Source organism: Formosa sp. F44 (assembly GCF_056238645.1).
On record NZ_JBWDLJ010000004.1, the window covers coordinates 489,499 to 503,775 of the forward strand.

17 protein-coding genes are annotated in these 14,277 nt (G+C 33.8%); 6 read left to right on the forward strand and 11 right to left on the reverse strand.

The window, feature by feature from the left end:
* Positions 1–14: 14 nt before the first annotated feature.
* From AC0UBM_RS14720 to AC0UBM_RS14735, 4 genes are read left to right on the forward strand one after another with little or no spacing between them, the layout of a single operon-like run.
* Entirely contained in the window at positions 15–344 is a 330-nt protein-coding gene (locus tag AC0UBM_RS14720; RefSeq protein ID WP_475689131.1) for a hypothetical protein, read from the forward strand.
* Positions 341–1,186, forward strand: coding sequence for an ABC transporter ATP-binding protein (locus AC0UBM_RS14725; RefSeq protein ID WP_475689132.1), 846 nt, complete (start codon positions 341–343; stop codon positions 1,184–1,186). The genes AC0UBM_RS14720 and AC0UBM_RS14725 overlap by 4 nt, the downstream gene beginning before the upstream one ends.
* A gap of 8 nt (positions 1,187–1,194) precedes the next feature.
* Positions 1,195–2,025: an ABC transporter permease gene (locus AC0UBM_RS14730; protein WP_475689133.1), complete on the forward strand. Its 831-nt coding sequence runs from the start codon at positions 1,195–1,197 to the stop codon at positions 2,023–2,025.
* Positions 2,022–2,669 (forward strand): hypothetical protein, encoded by a 648-nt coding sequence (locus AC0UBM_RS14735; RefSeq protein ID WP_475689134.1) that lies wholly within the window; start codon positions 2,022–2,024, stop codon positions 2,667–2,669. The genes AC0UBM_RS14730 and AC0UBM_RS14735 overlap by 4 nt, the downstream gene beginning before the upstream one ends.
* On the opposite strand, the gene AC0UBM_RS14740 is transcribed toward AC0UBM_RS14735, so the two are convergent.
* The 5 genes from AC0UBM_RS14740 to AC0UBM_RS14760 form a co-directional block, all read right to left on the reverse strand.
* Positions 2,664–3,134, reverse strand: a complete 471-nt coding sequence (locus AC0UBM_RS14740; RefSeq protein WP_434035631.1) for a hypothetical protein — start codon at positions 3,132–3,134, stop codon at positions 2,664–2,666. The genes AC0UBM_RS14735 and AC0UBM_RS14740 overlap by 6 nt on opposite strands.
* A complete protein-coding gene (locus AC0UBM_RS14745) occupies positions 3,135–3,410 on the reverse strand; it encodes a DUF202 domain-containing protein (RefSeq protein WP_475689135.1) in 276 nt (91 codons plus the stop codon).
* 147 nt (positions 3,411–3,557) lie between these two features.
* The gene (locus AC0UBM_RS14750; RefSeq protein WP_414036915.1) at positions 3,558–4,403 is read right to left on the reverse strand and encodes an OmpA/MotB family protein; all 846 of its coding nucleotides are present in this window, start codon (positions 4,401–4,403) and stop codon (positions 3,558–3,560) included.
* Positions 4,404–4,481: 78 nt separating this feature from the next.
* The gene (locus AC0UBM_RS14755) at positions 4,482–5,480 is read right to left on the reverse strand and encodes a glycosyltransferase family 2 protein (RefSeq protein ID WP_475689136.1); all 999 of its coding nucleotides are present in this window, start codon (positions 5,478–5,480) and stop codon (positions 4,482–4,484) included.
* A gap of 6 nt (positions 5,481–5,486) precedes the next feature.
* Positions 5,487–5,933 carry a type I restriction enzyme HsdR N-terminal domain-containing protein gene (locus tag AC0UBM_RS14760; protein WP_414037076.1) on the reverse strand — a complete coding sequence of 149 codons (447 nt, stop codon included), beginning with the start codon at positions 5,931–5,933 and terminating at the stop codon, positions 5,487–5,489.
* Between the two features lie 92 nt (positions 5,934–6,025).
* Here AC0UBM_RS14760 and holA point away from each other — a divergent pair, with 92 nt between their 5' ends.
* A complete protein-coding gene (holA, locus tag AC0UBM_RS14765) occupies positions 6,026–7,030 on the forward strand; it encodes a DNA polymerase III subunit delta (RefSeq protein WP_475689137.1) in 1,005 nt (334 codons plus the stop codon).
* 102 nt (positions 7,031–7,132) lie between these two features.
* Here the strand turns inward: holA and lnt are convergent, their stop codons facing one another.
* Positions 7,133–8,728, reverse strand: coding sequence for an apolipoprotein N-acyltransferase (lnt, locus tag AC0UBM_RS14770; protein WP_475689138.1), 1,596 nt, complete (start codon positions 8,726–8,728; stop codon positions 7,133–7,135).
* Between the two features lie 43 nt (positions 8,729–8,771).
* Entirely contained in the window at positions 8,772–9,845 is a 1,074-nt protein-coding gene (locus AC0UBM_RS14775) for a putative type IX sorting system protein PorV2 (RefSeq protein WP_475689139.1), read from the reverse strand.
* A gap of 211 nt (positions 9,846–10,056) precedes the next feature.
* Here AC0UBM_RS14775 and AC0UBM_RS14780 point away from each other — a divergent pair, with 211 nt between their 5' ends.
* Positions 10,057–10,821 (forward strand): CDP-alcohol phosphatidyltransferase family protein, encoded by a 765-nt coding sequence (locus AC0UBM_RS14780; RefSeq protein ID WP_434035634.1) that lies wholly within the window; start codon positions 10,057–10,059, stop codon positions 10,819–10,821.
* Positions 10,822–11,247: 426 nt separating this feature from the next.
* Here AC0UBM_RS14780 and lptB read toward each other — a convergent pair whose 3' ends face one another.
* The 4 genes from lptB to AC0UBM_RS14800 form a co-directional block, all read right to left on the reverse strand.
* Positions 11,248–11,988 carry an LPS export ABC transporter ATP-binding protein gene (lptB, locus tag AC0UBM_RS14785; RefSeq protein ID WP_382381783.1) on the reverse strand — a complete coding sequence of 247 codons (741 nt, stop codon included), beginning with the start codon at positions 11,986–11,988 and terminating at the stop codon, positions 11,248–11,250.
* 93 nt (positions 11,989–12,081) lie between these two features.
* Positions 12,082–12,432: a carboxymuconolactone decarboxylase family protein gene (locus AC0UBM_RS14790; RefSeq protein WP_414036910.1), complete on the reverse strand. Its 351-nt coding sequence runs from the start codon at positions 12,430–12,432 to the stop codon at positions 12,082–12,084.
* Positions 12,422–13,264, reverse strand: a complete 843-nt coding sequence (gene tatC, locus AC0UBM_RS14795) for a twin-arginine translocase subunit TatC (RefSeq protein ID WP_414036909.1) — start codon at positions 13,262–13,264, stop codon at positions 12,422–12,424. The genes AC0UBM_RS14790 and tatC overlap by 11 nt, the downstream gene beginning before the upstream one ends.
* On the reverse strand, positions 13,264–14,232 hold the full coding sequence (locus tag AC0UBM_RS14800) for a KpsF/GutQ family sugar-phosphate isomerase (protein ID WP_414036908.1): 969 nt from the start codon (positions 14,230–14,232) through the stop codon (positions 13,264–13,266). The genes tatC and AC0UBM_RS14800 overlap by 1 nt, the downstream gene beginning before the upstream one ends.
* Positions 14,233–14,277: the final 45 nt, after the last annotated feature.

Here is a 14,277-nt window from a genome sequence, read left to right on the forward strand (position 1 = left end):
TATTTTTAGTTTTAATGGATGGCTGGTCGCGTTATCAGAATTACAAACGGGCAAAAGATCAGTTTTTCGAATACGGATTTAGGAAACGTATTGCTGCAAATTACATGATTTCTAAATGCCAGCGAGAAGCCGCTTTGGTCGCCGCTAGTGAATTAGGAATTGAACATAAAGTGAATAATTACTATAAGCAACACGGTGTGAAATGGTTTCATTATGTGCCTTATTTTATGGTTAAAGATCCTTTGTTTTTATTTCGTAAAGCTTTCTGGTCGCGCACATTTTTAGAGCGTAGTTATACGCCTAAATTCAATTTTAAAGACATTCAACCCAAGTTAACTTCATGATGTTAGTCGTAACCGATTTGTGTAAATCGTACCATAAATTACACGTTTTAAAGTCCGTGAATATGCAATGCAAGGCTGGAGAAATTTGTGGGGTATTGGGCGCTAATGGTGCGGGAAAAACAACTTTATTTAAAATTATTTTAGGACTAGTTAAACCTGATTCTGGCCATGTTAATTTAAAAGCCCAGGGAATTAAGCCCATAGGTGGAATTATAGAGAAACCGGCACTATACGATTATTTGAATGCTTACGATAATTTGAGTTTGTTCTGCAAAAGTCAAGGGTTAAAAGTAACTTCCACTGATATTTATAATCGGTTGCAACAAGTAGGTTTACCTACAGATAGAACAGATCCCGTACGGAATTACTCTATGGGGATGAAACAGCGTTTGGGTATTGCCATTGCATTATTAAATAACCCGAAATGTTTAATATTAGACGAACCTTTTTCTGGATTAGATCCCTTAGGAATTTCAGCCTTAAGAAAGTTAATTATCGATTTAGCAGAGAAAGAGCATTTGGCCATTTTAATTTCATCTCATATTATTGATGAGCTTAGTAAAATATGTAATACGATGTATGTGATTAAAGCAGGTGAAATTATTAAATCGGGGCTCGCGCAGGATATCATTTTAGAAAATACAAATAGTTTTAGTTTTAGCGCACCAAATATAAAAGCTTCTCAAGCTTTAAAACGGTACAATGTAAATTTTAAAGGTGAAATTGCACAGGTCTCTATAAGTACTAACCAAGTCCCTAAATTAATTCAAGAACTATCGGAAGAACACATTTTTATTACCTCCTGTGTTCCTGAATTAGATATGGATAAACTGTTTCAATAAACCTAAATATGCGCGCATTAATTTCTTCAGAGTTTTATAAACTCTACAAGCAAAGTAAAACCTATTATGCTTTGGTGGCTTTATTTATAATTGAAGCTGTAGTATTGGTTAGTGCATATTTTCAGGGTACTAGTATTATAGATATTTTACTAGATAATTTAAAGCAAACCTTCTATTTTGAGGGGAGTTTGCTTAACGGAAACCTTCTAGTCTATTTAATTTTAAATACATTATGGTTTCACTTGCCTTTAATTTTAATGATTATCGTATCCGGAACATTATCATCGGAATATAAAGACAGAACTGTACAAGCCATGATGTTACAACCCATTAGTAAATGGAAATTTATTCTAAGTAAATACATCGTGGCGGTTATTTTTACTTTAGTTGTTGTATTTTTTGTTGCCTTTTCTGCATTTGTATTGTCGTATGGGATTTTCGGAAAAGGAGATTTAATTGTCTACTTAAATGCTCTAAATTTCTTTGAACAACAAGATGCTTTATATCGCCTAAAATGGGCTTTTGTGTCGGGTGCATTTTCCATGGTCTTTTTTTCGGTAGCGAGTCTAACTATTGCAGTATTTTTAAAAGAAGCCACAAAGACGTGGATTGTTTCTGCATTTTTTTTAATTCTGTCTAATATTTTATTGAAAGTAGATTTTGGAATCGGCTGGATTAACCGTTTATTTTTTGCCAAGTTAAACGATACTTGGCAGTACTTTTTTTATACCGAAATTCCTTGGGATACTATATTACAAAACACACTATTTTTAAGCGTTTATATTGCATTACTTATGGGGATTGGTATTTACGTTTTTAATAAAAAAGATATAGGATGATACGATTTTTTATTTTGTTTTTTTGTGTTTCGACTGCTGTAGCTCAGGAGATTGATGCCGATTTATTAGCTGTTAAATCCCGAATGGATACTGTTGAAGCATTTACAGTAGATATACAATTGGATGTAGATATAAGCTTTATAAATATGCCAACCAAGCATGCTAAAATGACCTATACAAAAGGAGAAAAAGCCATGTTTGAATCGTCTGACTTTGTAATGATTCCGAAACGAGGATTAGATTTTTCTTTGCAGCAGTTGTTTGAATATCCGTTTATTACGGTAGATCGTGGCGAAGAGATAAGAAATGGAGCGTCTTACAAAGCCATTAATATTATTTCTACCGATAAACGTGCCGATTTTTCCATAGCCACTTTATTGATAGATACAGTACAGGCAAGAATTACGGAAACGGAAATTAACACCAAGAAAAACGGAACCTATACTTTACACTTTCATTTTGAAAATGAAGATGCCATATTGCCAGAGCATGTAGATGTGAATTTTGAAATTGAACGTTTAAAAATTCCATTAAACTATATGGGAAAAGACACCTCTATCGATAGAAAGCAAATGCGAGAAGAAGGTGTGAAAACAGGAAAAATCACGTTAAAAATGACTAATTATAGTATAGACTATTTATAATTGTTCCAATTCTAGGGTATAATCATATTGTAAATCTTCATGTAGCGTTAAAATGCTTTTTTGTATACTAGCAATCTGCCTGTCGTATAAGTTTGTTAGGGTCGCATTACGTTTAATAGACGGCTTAAATGCTTTCAATTCGGCACAGAAAAATAATAAAAGTTCCACTTCAGTTTCTTTTTTTCCTGAATATCTAACGTAGATTTTAAGTTGGCGCAATATTTTGCGTACACTTTTTTTTATATAAAAATAACTATTGGTATTAATGGTAGTAAACTGTTCCGAGATTTCAGTTTTAATTTGGTTTATGTATTCGGCTTCGTCGTGAGATTCGAACAGTAAGTAGGTGAGTAGCTCTTTATTTTCTTTTTTAAACTTCGATAAACGTAAGCATAGTGCGATAAGCTCGTCTTGCGTTTGATCTTTTAATTCTATTTTTAATTCTCTTACTGTGGCTGCTTTCATTTATACGTTATAATGGGCTCTAATAACACGTCTTACTTTTATTAATCTATAGGCACCTATGGCTAATATAATGGGAGCCATAACGATTAAAACAATGCCAAACCATTCCATCTGTTCTAGTATATGTAGTTTAATTATGGTGAGTCCTGTTCCTAAAAACACCATAAATGATCTAAAATAAGCCAGAAAGGTGCGCTCGTTTGCGAGTTTAGTTCGTTCTATTGCTAGCCAATCTCGTGTAATTAAAGCTGGTGGGGTTATGTTGTCTTCAGCCATGATATGCTACTTTGAGTTTGTTATTTGTTTAGTTGTCTAAAATTAAAGATACTCAAAGCTAAACTTCTATTTTAATTTTTCAAAAGTAAAGCTATAAAAAAAGCCCAATCTTGCGATTGAGCTTTTTAGTATATAAGTGAAAATGGCTTATTGCTTATCAGCTTCTACCATGCTTTTCATTTCTTTTTCAACCATTTCGTAGAATTGGTCAATTTTAGGAAGTACAACAATACGAGTACGTCTGTTTGTAGCTCTGTTCTCTGCAGTATCATTATCTACTAATGGTACGTAGTGACTTCTACCAGCTGCAATTAATTGTGCAGGATTAACGTTCATTTCTTGTAATACTCTTACAACAGATGTAGCACGTTTAACACTTAAGTCCCAGTTGTCTTCAAGAATACCACCTTTTTTGTAAGGTACGTTGTCTGTGTGACCTTCTACCATAGCTTCAAAGTTTGGTTTGCTATTTACAACTTTAGCAACTTTAGCTAAAACATCTTTAGCTTTATCTGTTACGATATAACTTCCGCTTCTAAATAATAATTTATCAGCAATAGAGATAAATACAACACCTTTTTCTACATTGATTTCAATGTCTGGATCGTTAATACCAACTTCTTTCTTTAAACTAGTAACAACTGCTAAAGTAACACTGTCTTTTCTAGTTAAAGCATCTTGCAATCTTGTGATTTTAAGATCCTTTTCTTTCATGCTTTCTAAAGATTTCTCTAAGTTCTCTGCACCTTTTTGAGTCAGAGTTGTTAAATTCCCTTTAGTGTCAATTAAATCGGTAATTTGATCTTTCAAGGCTTCCGCTCTAGCAGTAGCCGCAGCTTTTTCTGTTAAACAACTATTCAGTTTAACTGTTGCTGTATTTAATAAATCTTGAGTTTCTTTTTGCTTAGATTCTAGTGCTGCGTAATCTTTTTTAGATACACATGATGATAATAGGAGTAAAGCAGCTACACTGCTTAAAATTAGTTTCTTCATAATAATTCTTAAATTACATTTAAACATATCAAAAATATGAAAAAAAAGATGTTAAAATAGCGTTTAACAAAACTTTTGCTAAGTATTTTTCAATTCACTGAACTTTTGTTTCTTTTTTACAAAATAATCCCAAACTATTAATTCTGATTTATAGTAGTTTTGGGGCTGTACAAGTGTTTTTCTTTCCTTTAATACTTCCGATAACTGTATGTAAAAACTGAAATGTGCGTGAATTATTGCAATGAAATGCTTAAATTTTAATTGTAATAAAAACTGAAGTCCGGCAACGCCGTCTAACAGCATTCTAATGAAGATTATAGCGAGTATATTTCCGCTTGCATTTTTTACTAAAGTGAATAAACTATTCCTGAAATTAAGGTAGGTTTTCTTCGGATTCGAAGCATTTAACGTGGCACCACCAACATGATAAACTTGCGATGCAGGTATACACTTTATGGTGTACCCCAAATTTCTGGTGCGCCAACATAAATCAATTTCCTCCATATGGGCAAAAAAAGCATTGTCGAATCCATTTACAGTGTTAAACACGTCCGATCTTACAAACAGACAAGCACCAGTGGCCCAATCTATATTTATATTAGAATTGTACTGTCCGTTATCTTTTTCCAACGTGTCAAAAATACGACCGCGACAAAACGGATAGCCATACTTATCTATAAAGCCTCCAGAGGCGCCAGCGTATTCAAAATACTCTTTATTCTTAAAATCTAAAATTTTTGGTTGGAGTATAGCGGTTTTAGCATCTTGCTTAAAAGCATTTCTTATAGGAGATAGCCAATTAGGAGTGACTTCGATGTCGCTATTTAATAAACAATAAACGTCTGCATCTATGTGTTTTAAACCGTCGTTATAGCCTTTTGCATAGCCACCGTTTTCCGAATTTAATATGATGCGTACCGAAGGAAATTCTTTTTTTAGTAGGTTAACAGATTCGTCTGTAGACGCATTATCAATTACATAAATATCGGCGCCTTCCGAATTTAAAATTACAGAGGGTAGAAACTGTTTTAGTAACGTTGCTCCATTCCAATTTAATATAGCAATAGCAATTATCATAATCTGTTAGGCCTTGTAATTAGGAATGTCTTGTAAGAAATTATATTTTTCGGCTTCAAAATCCATCTGGCAATAATAATGATTTAATCCGTTTGTAACCATTAAATAGCTCGCGTTCAGGGTTAAATTATATCGTGCAATTTGGTCGAAGGTGGTTTGCGTAATATTTATTTTAGGCGCTTTACATTCTACAATAACATGAATGCTTCCATCGGAATTAAAAATGACGATATCGTAGCGCTTGCGTAACTTGTTTACTATTAATTCTTTTTCAACATTTATAAGTGATTTGGGGTAGCCTTTAACTTGTATTAAATAGTGTACACAATGTTGGCGTACCCATTCTTCGGGTTGAAGAATCACAAATTTTTTACGGATATCATCAAAAATAGAAATTTTATTTTCGCTATTTTTGAATCGAAATGAAAACTTCGGAAAGTTTAGTTCTTGCATTGCTAAGTCTTGAATTTTCAAAGTTAGATTTCAAAATTCAAAAACCAAATTCCAAGAGGGTATTTTTGGAATAATCCTAGATAGTTTACAGTTTGGACGAGATAAAACAATTAGTTGCCGATATAAAGGAGAAAAAATTAAAACCTATTTATCTTCTAATGGGAGAAGAAACCTATTATATAGATAAGCTTTCCGATTATATTGAAGATCATGTTTTAAATGAGGAAGAAAAAGGCTTTAACCAAATGGTATTGTATGGTCGCGATGTGACTGTTGAAGATATTGTAGGACAGGCTAAACGATATCCTATGATGGCCGAATACCAGGTTGTTATTGTAAAGGAAGCTCAAGATTTATCGCGAACTATAGATAAATTGGTAGATTATGCTAAAAACCCACAACCGTCTACTATTTTAGTTTTAAACTATAAATATAAAACGGTAGATAAACGTAAGGCTGTTTACAAAACCATTAAAAAAACGGGAATTGTTTTTGAAAGTAAAAAGCTTTACGAAAATCAGGTTGCAGATTGGATTCGTCGTATTTTAGCGCCAAAATCGTATACCATTACGCCTAAAGCAGCCCAAATGTTAGTGGAGTTTTTAGGGAACGATTTGAGTAAAATAAGTAATGAATTAGATAAATTACAGATTGTATTACCAAAAGATAGTCAGATTACACCCGAACATATCGAAGAAAATATAGGGATTAGTAAGGATTATAATAATTTTGAATTACGTAAAGCCATAGGAGCGCGGGATGTGCTAAAGGCGCAACGTATTGTTAAATATTTTGCCGAAAACCCGAAGGACAATCCTATGGTGGTTACGGTGTCTTTAGTGTTTTCATTTTTCTCGCAATTGTTACAAGTTCATGGTTTAGCGGATAAGAATCCAAGAAATGTGGCTTCAGCAATAAAAATTAATCCGTATTTCGTAGATGAATATCTCGTAGCATTACGGAATTATCCTATGAAAAAGGTAAGTGCTAATATTGCAACACTGCGCGAATTCGATGTAAAAAGTAAAGGTGTAGGATCTAACGCGGTACCACAGGGCGATTTGCTAAAAGAACTTTTGGTGCTTTTAATGTTTTAAAAATTTAGAAAAGAACAAAAATTAGCTTAACATCTGTTATAAATGTGAGCTAGTGTTATCGGATAATAAAGTTGTATTCATGCAACGACTTTAAAGCATGACTTACTTTTTCTCTTTTCTGAAGAATGTTATAAAAAATATCCCCAGAGCAAGAAACATACTTATTCTAGCAATATAGTCTCCTGCCTTAACATAGAAGGTTAGGTTGGTATTTACTGGAATATCTGCTTTTAAACTTCCTTGTGTGTCATAAGCTAAGGTTTGCAAAAGTTCGCCTTTCGGACTAATAAAAGCTGAAATTCCGGTGTTCGCACTTCTTGCAATAGCGCGACGTGTTTCTATAGCTCTAAGTCTAGCCAAACTTAAGTGTTGTTTATGTCCTTGCGTATTTCCCCACCAAGCATCGTTAGTCATAATTGCTAAAACATTCGCGCCGTTTCTAATATAACCTGTGACATACTCACCATATACAGACTCGTAACAAATTACAGGGGCTACCTTATAATTAGTATTCTTTAATAAGAAAGCAGAGCGTTCTGTTTGTGTGGTTTTCATGGCTACAGTTCCGCCTAAATCTAACATGGCATCGCCAATAATTGGTTTTAAAATACTTTGATACGGAAAGTTTTCTACACCAACAACCAATTTGGATTTATGATAAATTAGTGGTGTTTTATCTGAATTTATAAGTGCTGCGGAATTGTAAAAATCTACCCAAAGATGTTCGTTGTACTGGTTGGAAGTTGGTAAAATATCTGCTTCACGCGTATGCTTTTGGTAAAATTGAAAGCCCAATAAGTAGTTTAAATTGGGATAGTTATACACAAAAGCTTTGGCTTGAAAAAACTCTTTACTGCTATTAAAACGCGGTAAATCTACGCCATAACCTTCTGCCAAGACAGTCTCTGGAGTCACAAGAAGATTTGTTTCTTGAGTGGTTTTTTCTGTGGCTAATTTTTCTAACAGCACGCCAACCTCTTCATTGGTGGCATTATATTTTTCACTATAAGGATCTATATTTGGTTGTAGCACCACGGCCTCAATAGTATTGCTTTCAGGAGTGTAGGTATAATAGCGTACTATAGAGCCTGCAATTGGAATACAGATAATGGCTAGAGTCTGAATGGTTGCACGTTTTAAGACTCTGTGTTCCGAAGTTTCAAAAAAGGTTGTAAGCGCTTTAAAAAGAATCACGTTTACCAGCCATATCCAAAGTGTACCTCCAAAGGTTCCAGTAAGTTCGTACCATTGCACCCATTTTGGATACTCAGAAAAGGCATTACCTAAATTAAGCCATGGCCAAGAAAATTCCCAACCCAGATGTAATTTTTCGAAACAAATCCAAAGAGTTATTAAAAAGCAAAGTGATTTATTAGTTGTAGTGCGCTTAGCAACGGCTTGATAAATTAAAATTATAAAAGCCATGAGCAAACTATTTACCAAAATAGCAAAACTAGCACCAAACATATCGGCGTATTGCAACCAATTGGTAGTAATAAAATTCCAAATAAAGAATGCTAGATACGATAAGCCAAATAAACGCCAACCTTTGTACTTTAAAGAATGCGTTGTTCTAAGCTGTTTAGCTATATAAAGTAATGGGATAAAAGCGACAAATAAAAGTACAGGAAATCCGTAAGTAGGCCAGCCTAAGGCTAATAATAATCCTGTTGCAAGGGCTAATAAAAGATGTTTCAAAGTGTTGAATCCGATTTTTTAAAGGCCTGTTTCATCCTATAAATTAGTGCCTAAAGATACTAAAATCCAATTTCAAAGAAAACACATTCGAGTATAAAGCTACACTTTGGTCTCCAATATCTGTAAATGCATAATCGACTTGAATGCCTTGGTATTTAAATCCGACTCCCAAACTAGGCTGAAAGCTCACACGTTCGGTATTATCGATTTGTAATTCGTTTTGAAAATTACCCATACCACCACGTAAATATACCATATCTAAGTACCCAAATTCAAATCCAAAGGAAGGATTTATACTTACAACACTGGTAGAAATAATATCGTTGTTTTCGGCGAAACGCATTTGTAAATCAATAGCCGTTTCTAAAGAATAATCGTAGTTAAATATAAAGGTTTTAGATATTCCCAATTGTAATTTAGGAATGGTGATTTCTGTAGTTTCAGGAAGTTCTTGGTTTTCGCCACCAATAGCATCTTGAATGGTTTGAAATTTATCTTCGTCGATTTGCCAAGCATTAAACGTAGTCGTAATATCTCTAGCCATTAACCCAAATTTCCATGAATTAGTTTCGTACTGAATTCCAGCATCAAACCCAAATCCCCAAGAGTTAGCAAAATCTCCAATTATTCGTCTAATCACTTTGGCATTTACACCATAACTAAACCCTTCTAGAAATGTAGGTTGTCTAGCATAAGAGAAGGTTACCCCGTAATCTGCAGTAGAAAACAATTCAATTCTATCATAATTAATGTTTCCTTCGTCGTCTATTAATTGAGTGGTGTCTAAAATATCGTCTACTCCAAATCTAATTAGGGAAATTCCCATAGCGCTTTGGTTGTCTATAGGCATGGCATAGGCTACATAATCATAATTAGCAATGTTAGCAAAATAACTAGAATGCATTAACGACAGCTGATTGTCCTCTAAGTGCACTAATCCCGCCGGGTTCCAATATCCTGAATTCACATCGGCAGATTGTGCTGTAACGGCATGGCTCATTCCCAATGCGGCGGCATCTACTCCAATATTCATAAATTCGTTAGAATATTTTCGTACTGCTTGGCTAAATGCAGATGCACTAAGTAATAGGAGTAGGGAAGTGAAAAGTATCTTCAATTCTAATTTTTTACAAATATGCAGATTATTTAATTGGGTTAAAAACTTTATTTAAAGCGAATATGAAGTTGATATTCATATTTTAAAATGAATTGTAAAAATTCTTAACGTAGTATTTAACTTAAAATATAGTCGCTTATTGTGTTATTTTTGGAAATGGTCTTATATTAGACCATAAATCTTTATTACTTTTACATAAACAACTTACAGTATGTCGATTAAGAATTATGTGCCGAATGCGCTGACTTTATTAAATTTATTTTGTGGTTGTGTTGCCGTTATATTTGCAACTCACAATCATTTTATAGCAGCCGCAACGTTTGTATTTGGAGGTGTGTTTTTCGATTTTTTCGATGGGTTTGCCGCGCGAAAACTTGGCGTGTCTTCAGAATTAGGATTGCAATTAGATTCTTTGGCCGATATGGTTACAAGTGGCGTTGTACCAGGTATTGTAATGTATAAATTACTTGCTTTAAGTGCGGGTAAACCGGAGCTGTCTACGGACACAGGTTCGTGGAATGCTTTTTTTAGTGGAGATGCAGTGATGCCATCATTTTTACCACTTTTAGGATTCTTAATTACTTTGTCTTCTGCCTATCGTTTAGCTAAATTTAATTTAGATGAAGAACAACAAGATTATTTTAAAGGGCTACCAACTCCAGCAAATACACTCTTAATTATATCGTTACCTTTAATAATGGAATTACAGCATAATGCTATGATGAATGCCATAATTATGAATCAAGGCTTTTTGATAGCATTAACCTTAACAAGTACCTTTTTATTAAATGCACCTGTAGTTTTATTTGCTTTAAAATTTAAAACTTGGGATTTTAAATCTAATGCCGTTAGATATATCTTTTTAATGGTATGTGTGTTGCTACTTGTATTTCTTCAATTCGCGGCTATTCCATTAATTATTTTGGTATATGTGGCAATGTCTATGTTAGATGTGGTGATCAAAGGGAGTTATTAGATTCTGATTTAAGGCTAATAAAAGCTCCGAAGCACCTATTTTTGGGCGGTGTTTGGATATGTCTGAATCTTACTTTTTTTAATAACTATGATTGATATATCATCGGTCTGATTAGGGAGCACCTTATTGTCCTAAAAGATTGATTTATGTCAAACATTGTCCGCGAATCACAAAATATAAACGTGATAGATAATTCAATACGTGAGAAAAGGTTTTGGAATTTCTATATTCCTACGAGTTAACAAAATATCACAACTAATCAGAACTCTCATCTGTAGATTTAGAGTCCAATTTTATCACCCACATCACTTGTAATTCAATGAAACGAGTCTACTCAAATTATAACCGAATCTGTAGCCTATTTCTTATCGGATAATTTCTAAACGCGTAAGTATCCCAAAACTTAAAGTAAAGTTAGCGTACGATTTAAAAATCTAACTTCTTTTTACGCAACTCGAAATTCTGACCTAAATATACTTTACGTACCATTTCGTCTTCGGCAAGTTCTTCGGGTTTTCCGGCTTTTAAAATACCACCTTCAAACATTAAGTACGTACGGTCTGTAATGGCTAAGGTTTCTTGTACGTTGTGGTCTGTAATTAATATACCAATGTTCTTTTTGGTAAGTTGTGCCACAATACGCTGAATATCTTCTACAGCAACAGGATCTACTCCTGCAAAAGGTTCGTCTAGTAAAATAAAATTAGGGTCGGTTGCTAGAGCACGAGCAATTTCTGTACGTCTACGTTCCCCTCCAGATAATAAATCGCCACGACTCTTACGAATATGCCCTAAACTAAATTCATCAATTAGGGATTCCATTTTCATGAGCTGTTCTTTTTTACTCATTTTTGTAAGCTGTAATACGCTTAAAATATTATCTTCAATACTTAATTTTCTAAAAACAGAGGCTTCTTGAGCCAAATAACCAATACCGTTCTGCGCACGTTTGTACATAGGGTATTTAGTAATTTCTTTATCTTCTAAATAAATAGAGCCACCATTGGGTTTAACTAAGCCAACAATCATATAGAAAGACGTAGTTTTTCCAGCTCCATTAGGACCCAGTAATCCCACAATTTCACCTTGATTAACCTCTAGAGAGACATCTTTTACTACTTTTCGTCCGTTGTAGGACTTCATTAAATGTTCAGCTTTTAGTTTCACGATGCGGTGTTTTTTATTATCTGTTTTAAAAATACAGAAGTGCTAAAATACTAAAATCATAGCACTTTCTGTTAGTGATTTTTCTACTTTAAATTAGGCTTCGGTAGCTTCTAATTCATCCCAAAACTCGTAAGCACGTCTTAAATGTGGAATAACGATAGTACCACCCACAAGGGTTGCAATACTTAAAGCTTCGACAACTTCTGCACGTGTTAAACCAGATTTGTACGCCGTTTCTAAGTGATATTTTACACAATCGTCGCAACGTAACACAGTAGAAGCAACTAAACCTAGAAGTTCTTTGGTTTTAACATCTAAAGCTCCGGCCTGAAAGGCATTGGTATCTAAATTAAAGATGCGTTTTATTATTTTATTATCATCGCTCAAAATGCGGTCATTCATTTTGGCTCTATAGTCGTTAAACTCGTTAATTTTATCTGACATTTTTTAAAGCTTTAGATTTTTTACGTTCTTTTCTAGTTACAAATTTGGCTATATAAATACTCACTTCATATAAAATAAGAACTGGGATAGCCACAATAACCTGACTGGCAATATCTGGAGGTGTAATTACAGCCGAAACTATAAGTACAATAACCATGGCTATTTTTCTATATTTTCTTAAGAACTCAGGGGTAATAATTCCACCTTTTGCTAAGAAATATATTATTATAGGTAACTCAAAAATAATACCACATGCAATTACCGAAGAGCGAATTAAACTAATGTAACTACTTAAATCGAAATCGTTATGTACCTTTTCACTGACTTGATACGTTCCTAAGAAGTTGATGGATAACGGACAAATCACATAGTATCCAAACAGAACTCCTACGAAAAACAAAAATGACGAGATAAAAATAAATCCTCTTGAGTTTTTACGTTCGTTGGCGTGCATACCAGGACTAATAAATTGCCATATTTCATATAGAATATATGGGAATGAAATAATAAAACCAGCCGTAATTGCGGTCCAAATATGGGCCGAAAATTGTCCAGCCATAGTTCTACTCTGTATTTTGAAAGCCGCTTCGTTAAAACAGAAACTATCATCTAGTCCTAAGTAATTCGAAATGTTACATAAAATATCATAAGTAAAAAAACTTGGACGTGTTGGTCCAAATAAAATAGTATCGAAAATGAAGCTCTTTGCGAAAAAGGCTAATGTGGCCGCGATCATTACCGATAATGTTGCTCGGATTAAATGCCACCTTAGGTCTTCAAGATGATCTAAGAAAGACATCTCGTTTATGTTTTTTTTAATCTTTTTCGCCATTATATAATACCTTCTTTTATTAAATCGTGAATATGTACCACTCCAGCGTACGTGTTGTCGTCTTTAGAAACTAAAAGCTGAGATATATCGTTAGTTTCCATGAGTTCTAAAGCTTCTATCGCCATGGCATTTTCATTTATGGTTTTAGGCATATTTCCCATAATGTCTTTAGCGGTTAGATTGATAAAGTGATCTGTTTTTGTAAGCATTCGTCTTAAATCTCCATCGGTAATAATACCAACAATTTTTTGGTCTTCTATAACAGCAGTAACACCTAACATATTTTTAGAGATATTTATAATAACCTCTTTAATATTAGTGTCGGGGTGTACTTCGGGTTTGTTGTTATCGTTAGAAATATCGGAAACGCGTAAATATAGTTTTTTACCTAATGCACCTCCCGGATGATATTTTGCAAAATCTCCGCTCGAAAAGCCACGTAGTTCTAAAAGACAAACGGCTAAAGCATCTCCCATAACCAATTGGGCTGTTGTGCTAGTTGTTGGAGCTAGGTTTAACGGACAAGCTTCTTTTTCAACATAGGTGTTTAAAAAATAGTCGCAATGCTGTCCTAAAAAGGAATCTTCATTCCCTGTAATCCCTATTAATTTGTTTTTAGTGCTTTTAATAAGAGGAATTAGCACTTTTATTTCCGGCGTGTTTCCACTTTTTGAAATACATATAACAATGTCGTCTTTTAAAATAAGACCTAAATCACCATGTATGGCCTCGGCAGCATGCATAAAAAGAGCAGGTGTTCCTGTGGAATTTAGAGTGGCCACAATCTTGTTACCGATAATCGCGCTTTTCCCAATACCAGTAATGATTACGCGCCCTTTGGATTTGTAAATGAGGTCTACAACATTGACGAAATTGTCATTTATATATGATTTTAAATTCAATATAGACTGACCTTCTAACTCAAATACTTGTTTAGCAGAGTTTATAATGTCATGATTTTTATTCAAAATTTAATATTTTTTTAGGTTGATGCTTTTAAAGATTTTATTACC

What these genes read in the sequence shown, in the direction of transcription:
- AC0UBM_RS14720 (WP_475689131.1), top strand. Translation starts at nt 15, where the DNA reads ATGGATGGCTGGTCGCGTTATCAGAATTACAAACGGGCAAAAGATCAG.
- AC0UBM_RS14725 (WP_475689132.1), top strand. Translation starts at nt 341, where the DNA reads ATGATGTTAGTCGTAACCGATTTGTGTAAATCGTACCATAAATTACAC.
- AC0UBM_RS14730 (WP_475689133.1), top strand. Translation starts at nt 1,195, where the DNA reads ATGCGCGCATTAATTTCTTCAGAGTTTTATAAACTCTACAAGCAAAGT.
- AC0UBM_RS14735 (WP_475689134.1), top strand. Translation starts at nt 2,022, where the DNA reads ATGATACGATTTTTTATTTTGTTTTTTTGTGTTTCGACTGCTGTAGCT.
- AC0UBM_RS14740 (WP_434035631.1), bottom strand. Translation starts at nt 3,134, where the DNA reads ATGAAAGCAGCCACAGTAAGAGAATTAAAAATAGAATTAAAAGATCAA.
- AC0UBM_RS14745 (WP_475689135.1), bottom strand. Translation starts at nt 3,410, where the DNA reads ATGGCTGAAGACAACATAACCCCACCAGCTTTAATTACACGAGATTGG.
- AC0UBM_RS14750 (WP_414036915.1), bottom strand. Translation starts at nt 4,403, where the DNA reads ATGAAGAAACTAATTTTAAGCAGTGTAGCTGCTTTACTCCTATTATCA.
- AC0UBM_RS14755 (WP_475689136.1), bottom strand. Translation starts at nt 5,480, where the DNA reads ATGATAATTGCTATTGCTATATTAAATTGGAATGGAGCAACGTTACTA.
- AC0UBM_RS14760 (WP_414037076.1), bottom strand. Translation starts at nt 5,933, where the DNA reads ATGCAAGAACTAAACTTTCCGAAGTTTTCATTTCGATTCAAAAATAGC.
- AC0UBM_RS14780 (WP_434035634.1), top strand. Translation starts at nt 10,057, where the DNA reads ATGTCGATTAAGAATTATGTGCCGAATGCGCTGACTTTATTAAATTTA.
- AC0UBM_RS14790 (WP_414036910.1), bottom strand. Translation starts at nt 12,432, where the DNA reads ATGTCAGATAAAATTAACGAGTTTAACGACTATAGAGCCAAAATGAAT.
- tatC (WP_414036909.1), bottom strand. Translation starts at nt 13,264, where the DNA reads ATGGCGAAAAAGATTAAAAAAAACATAAACGAGATGTCTTTCTTAGAT.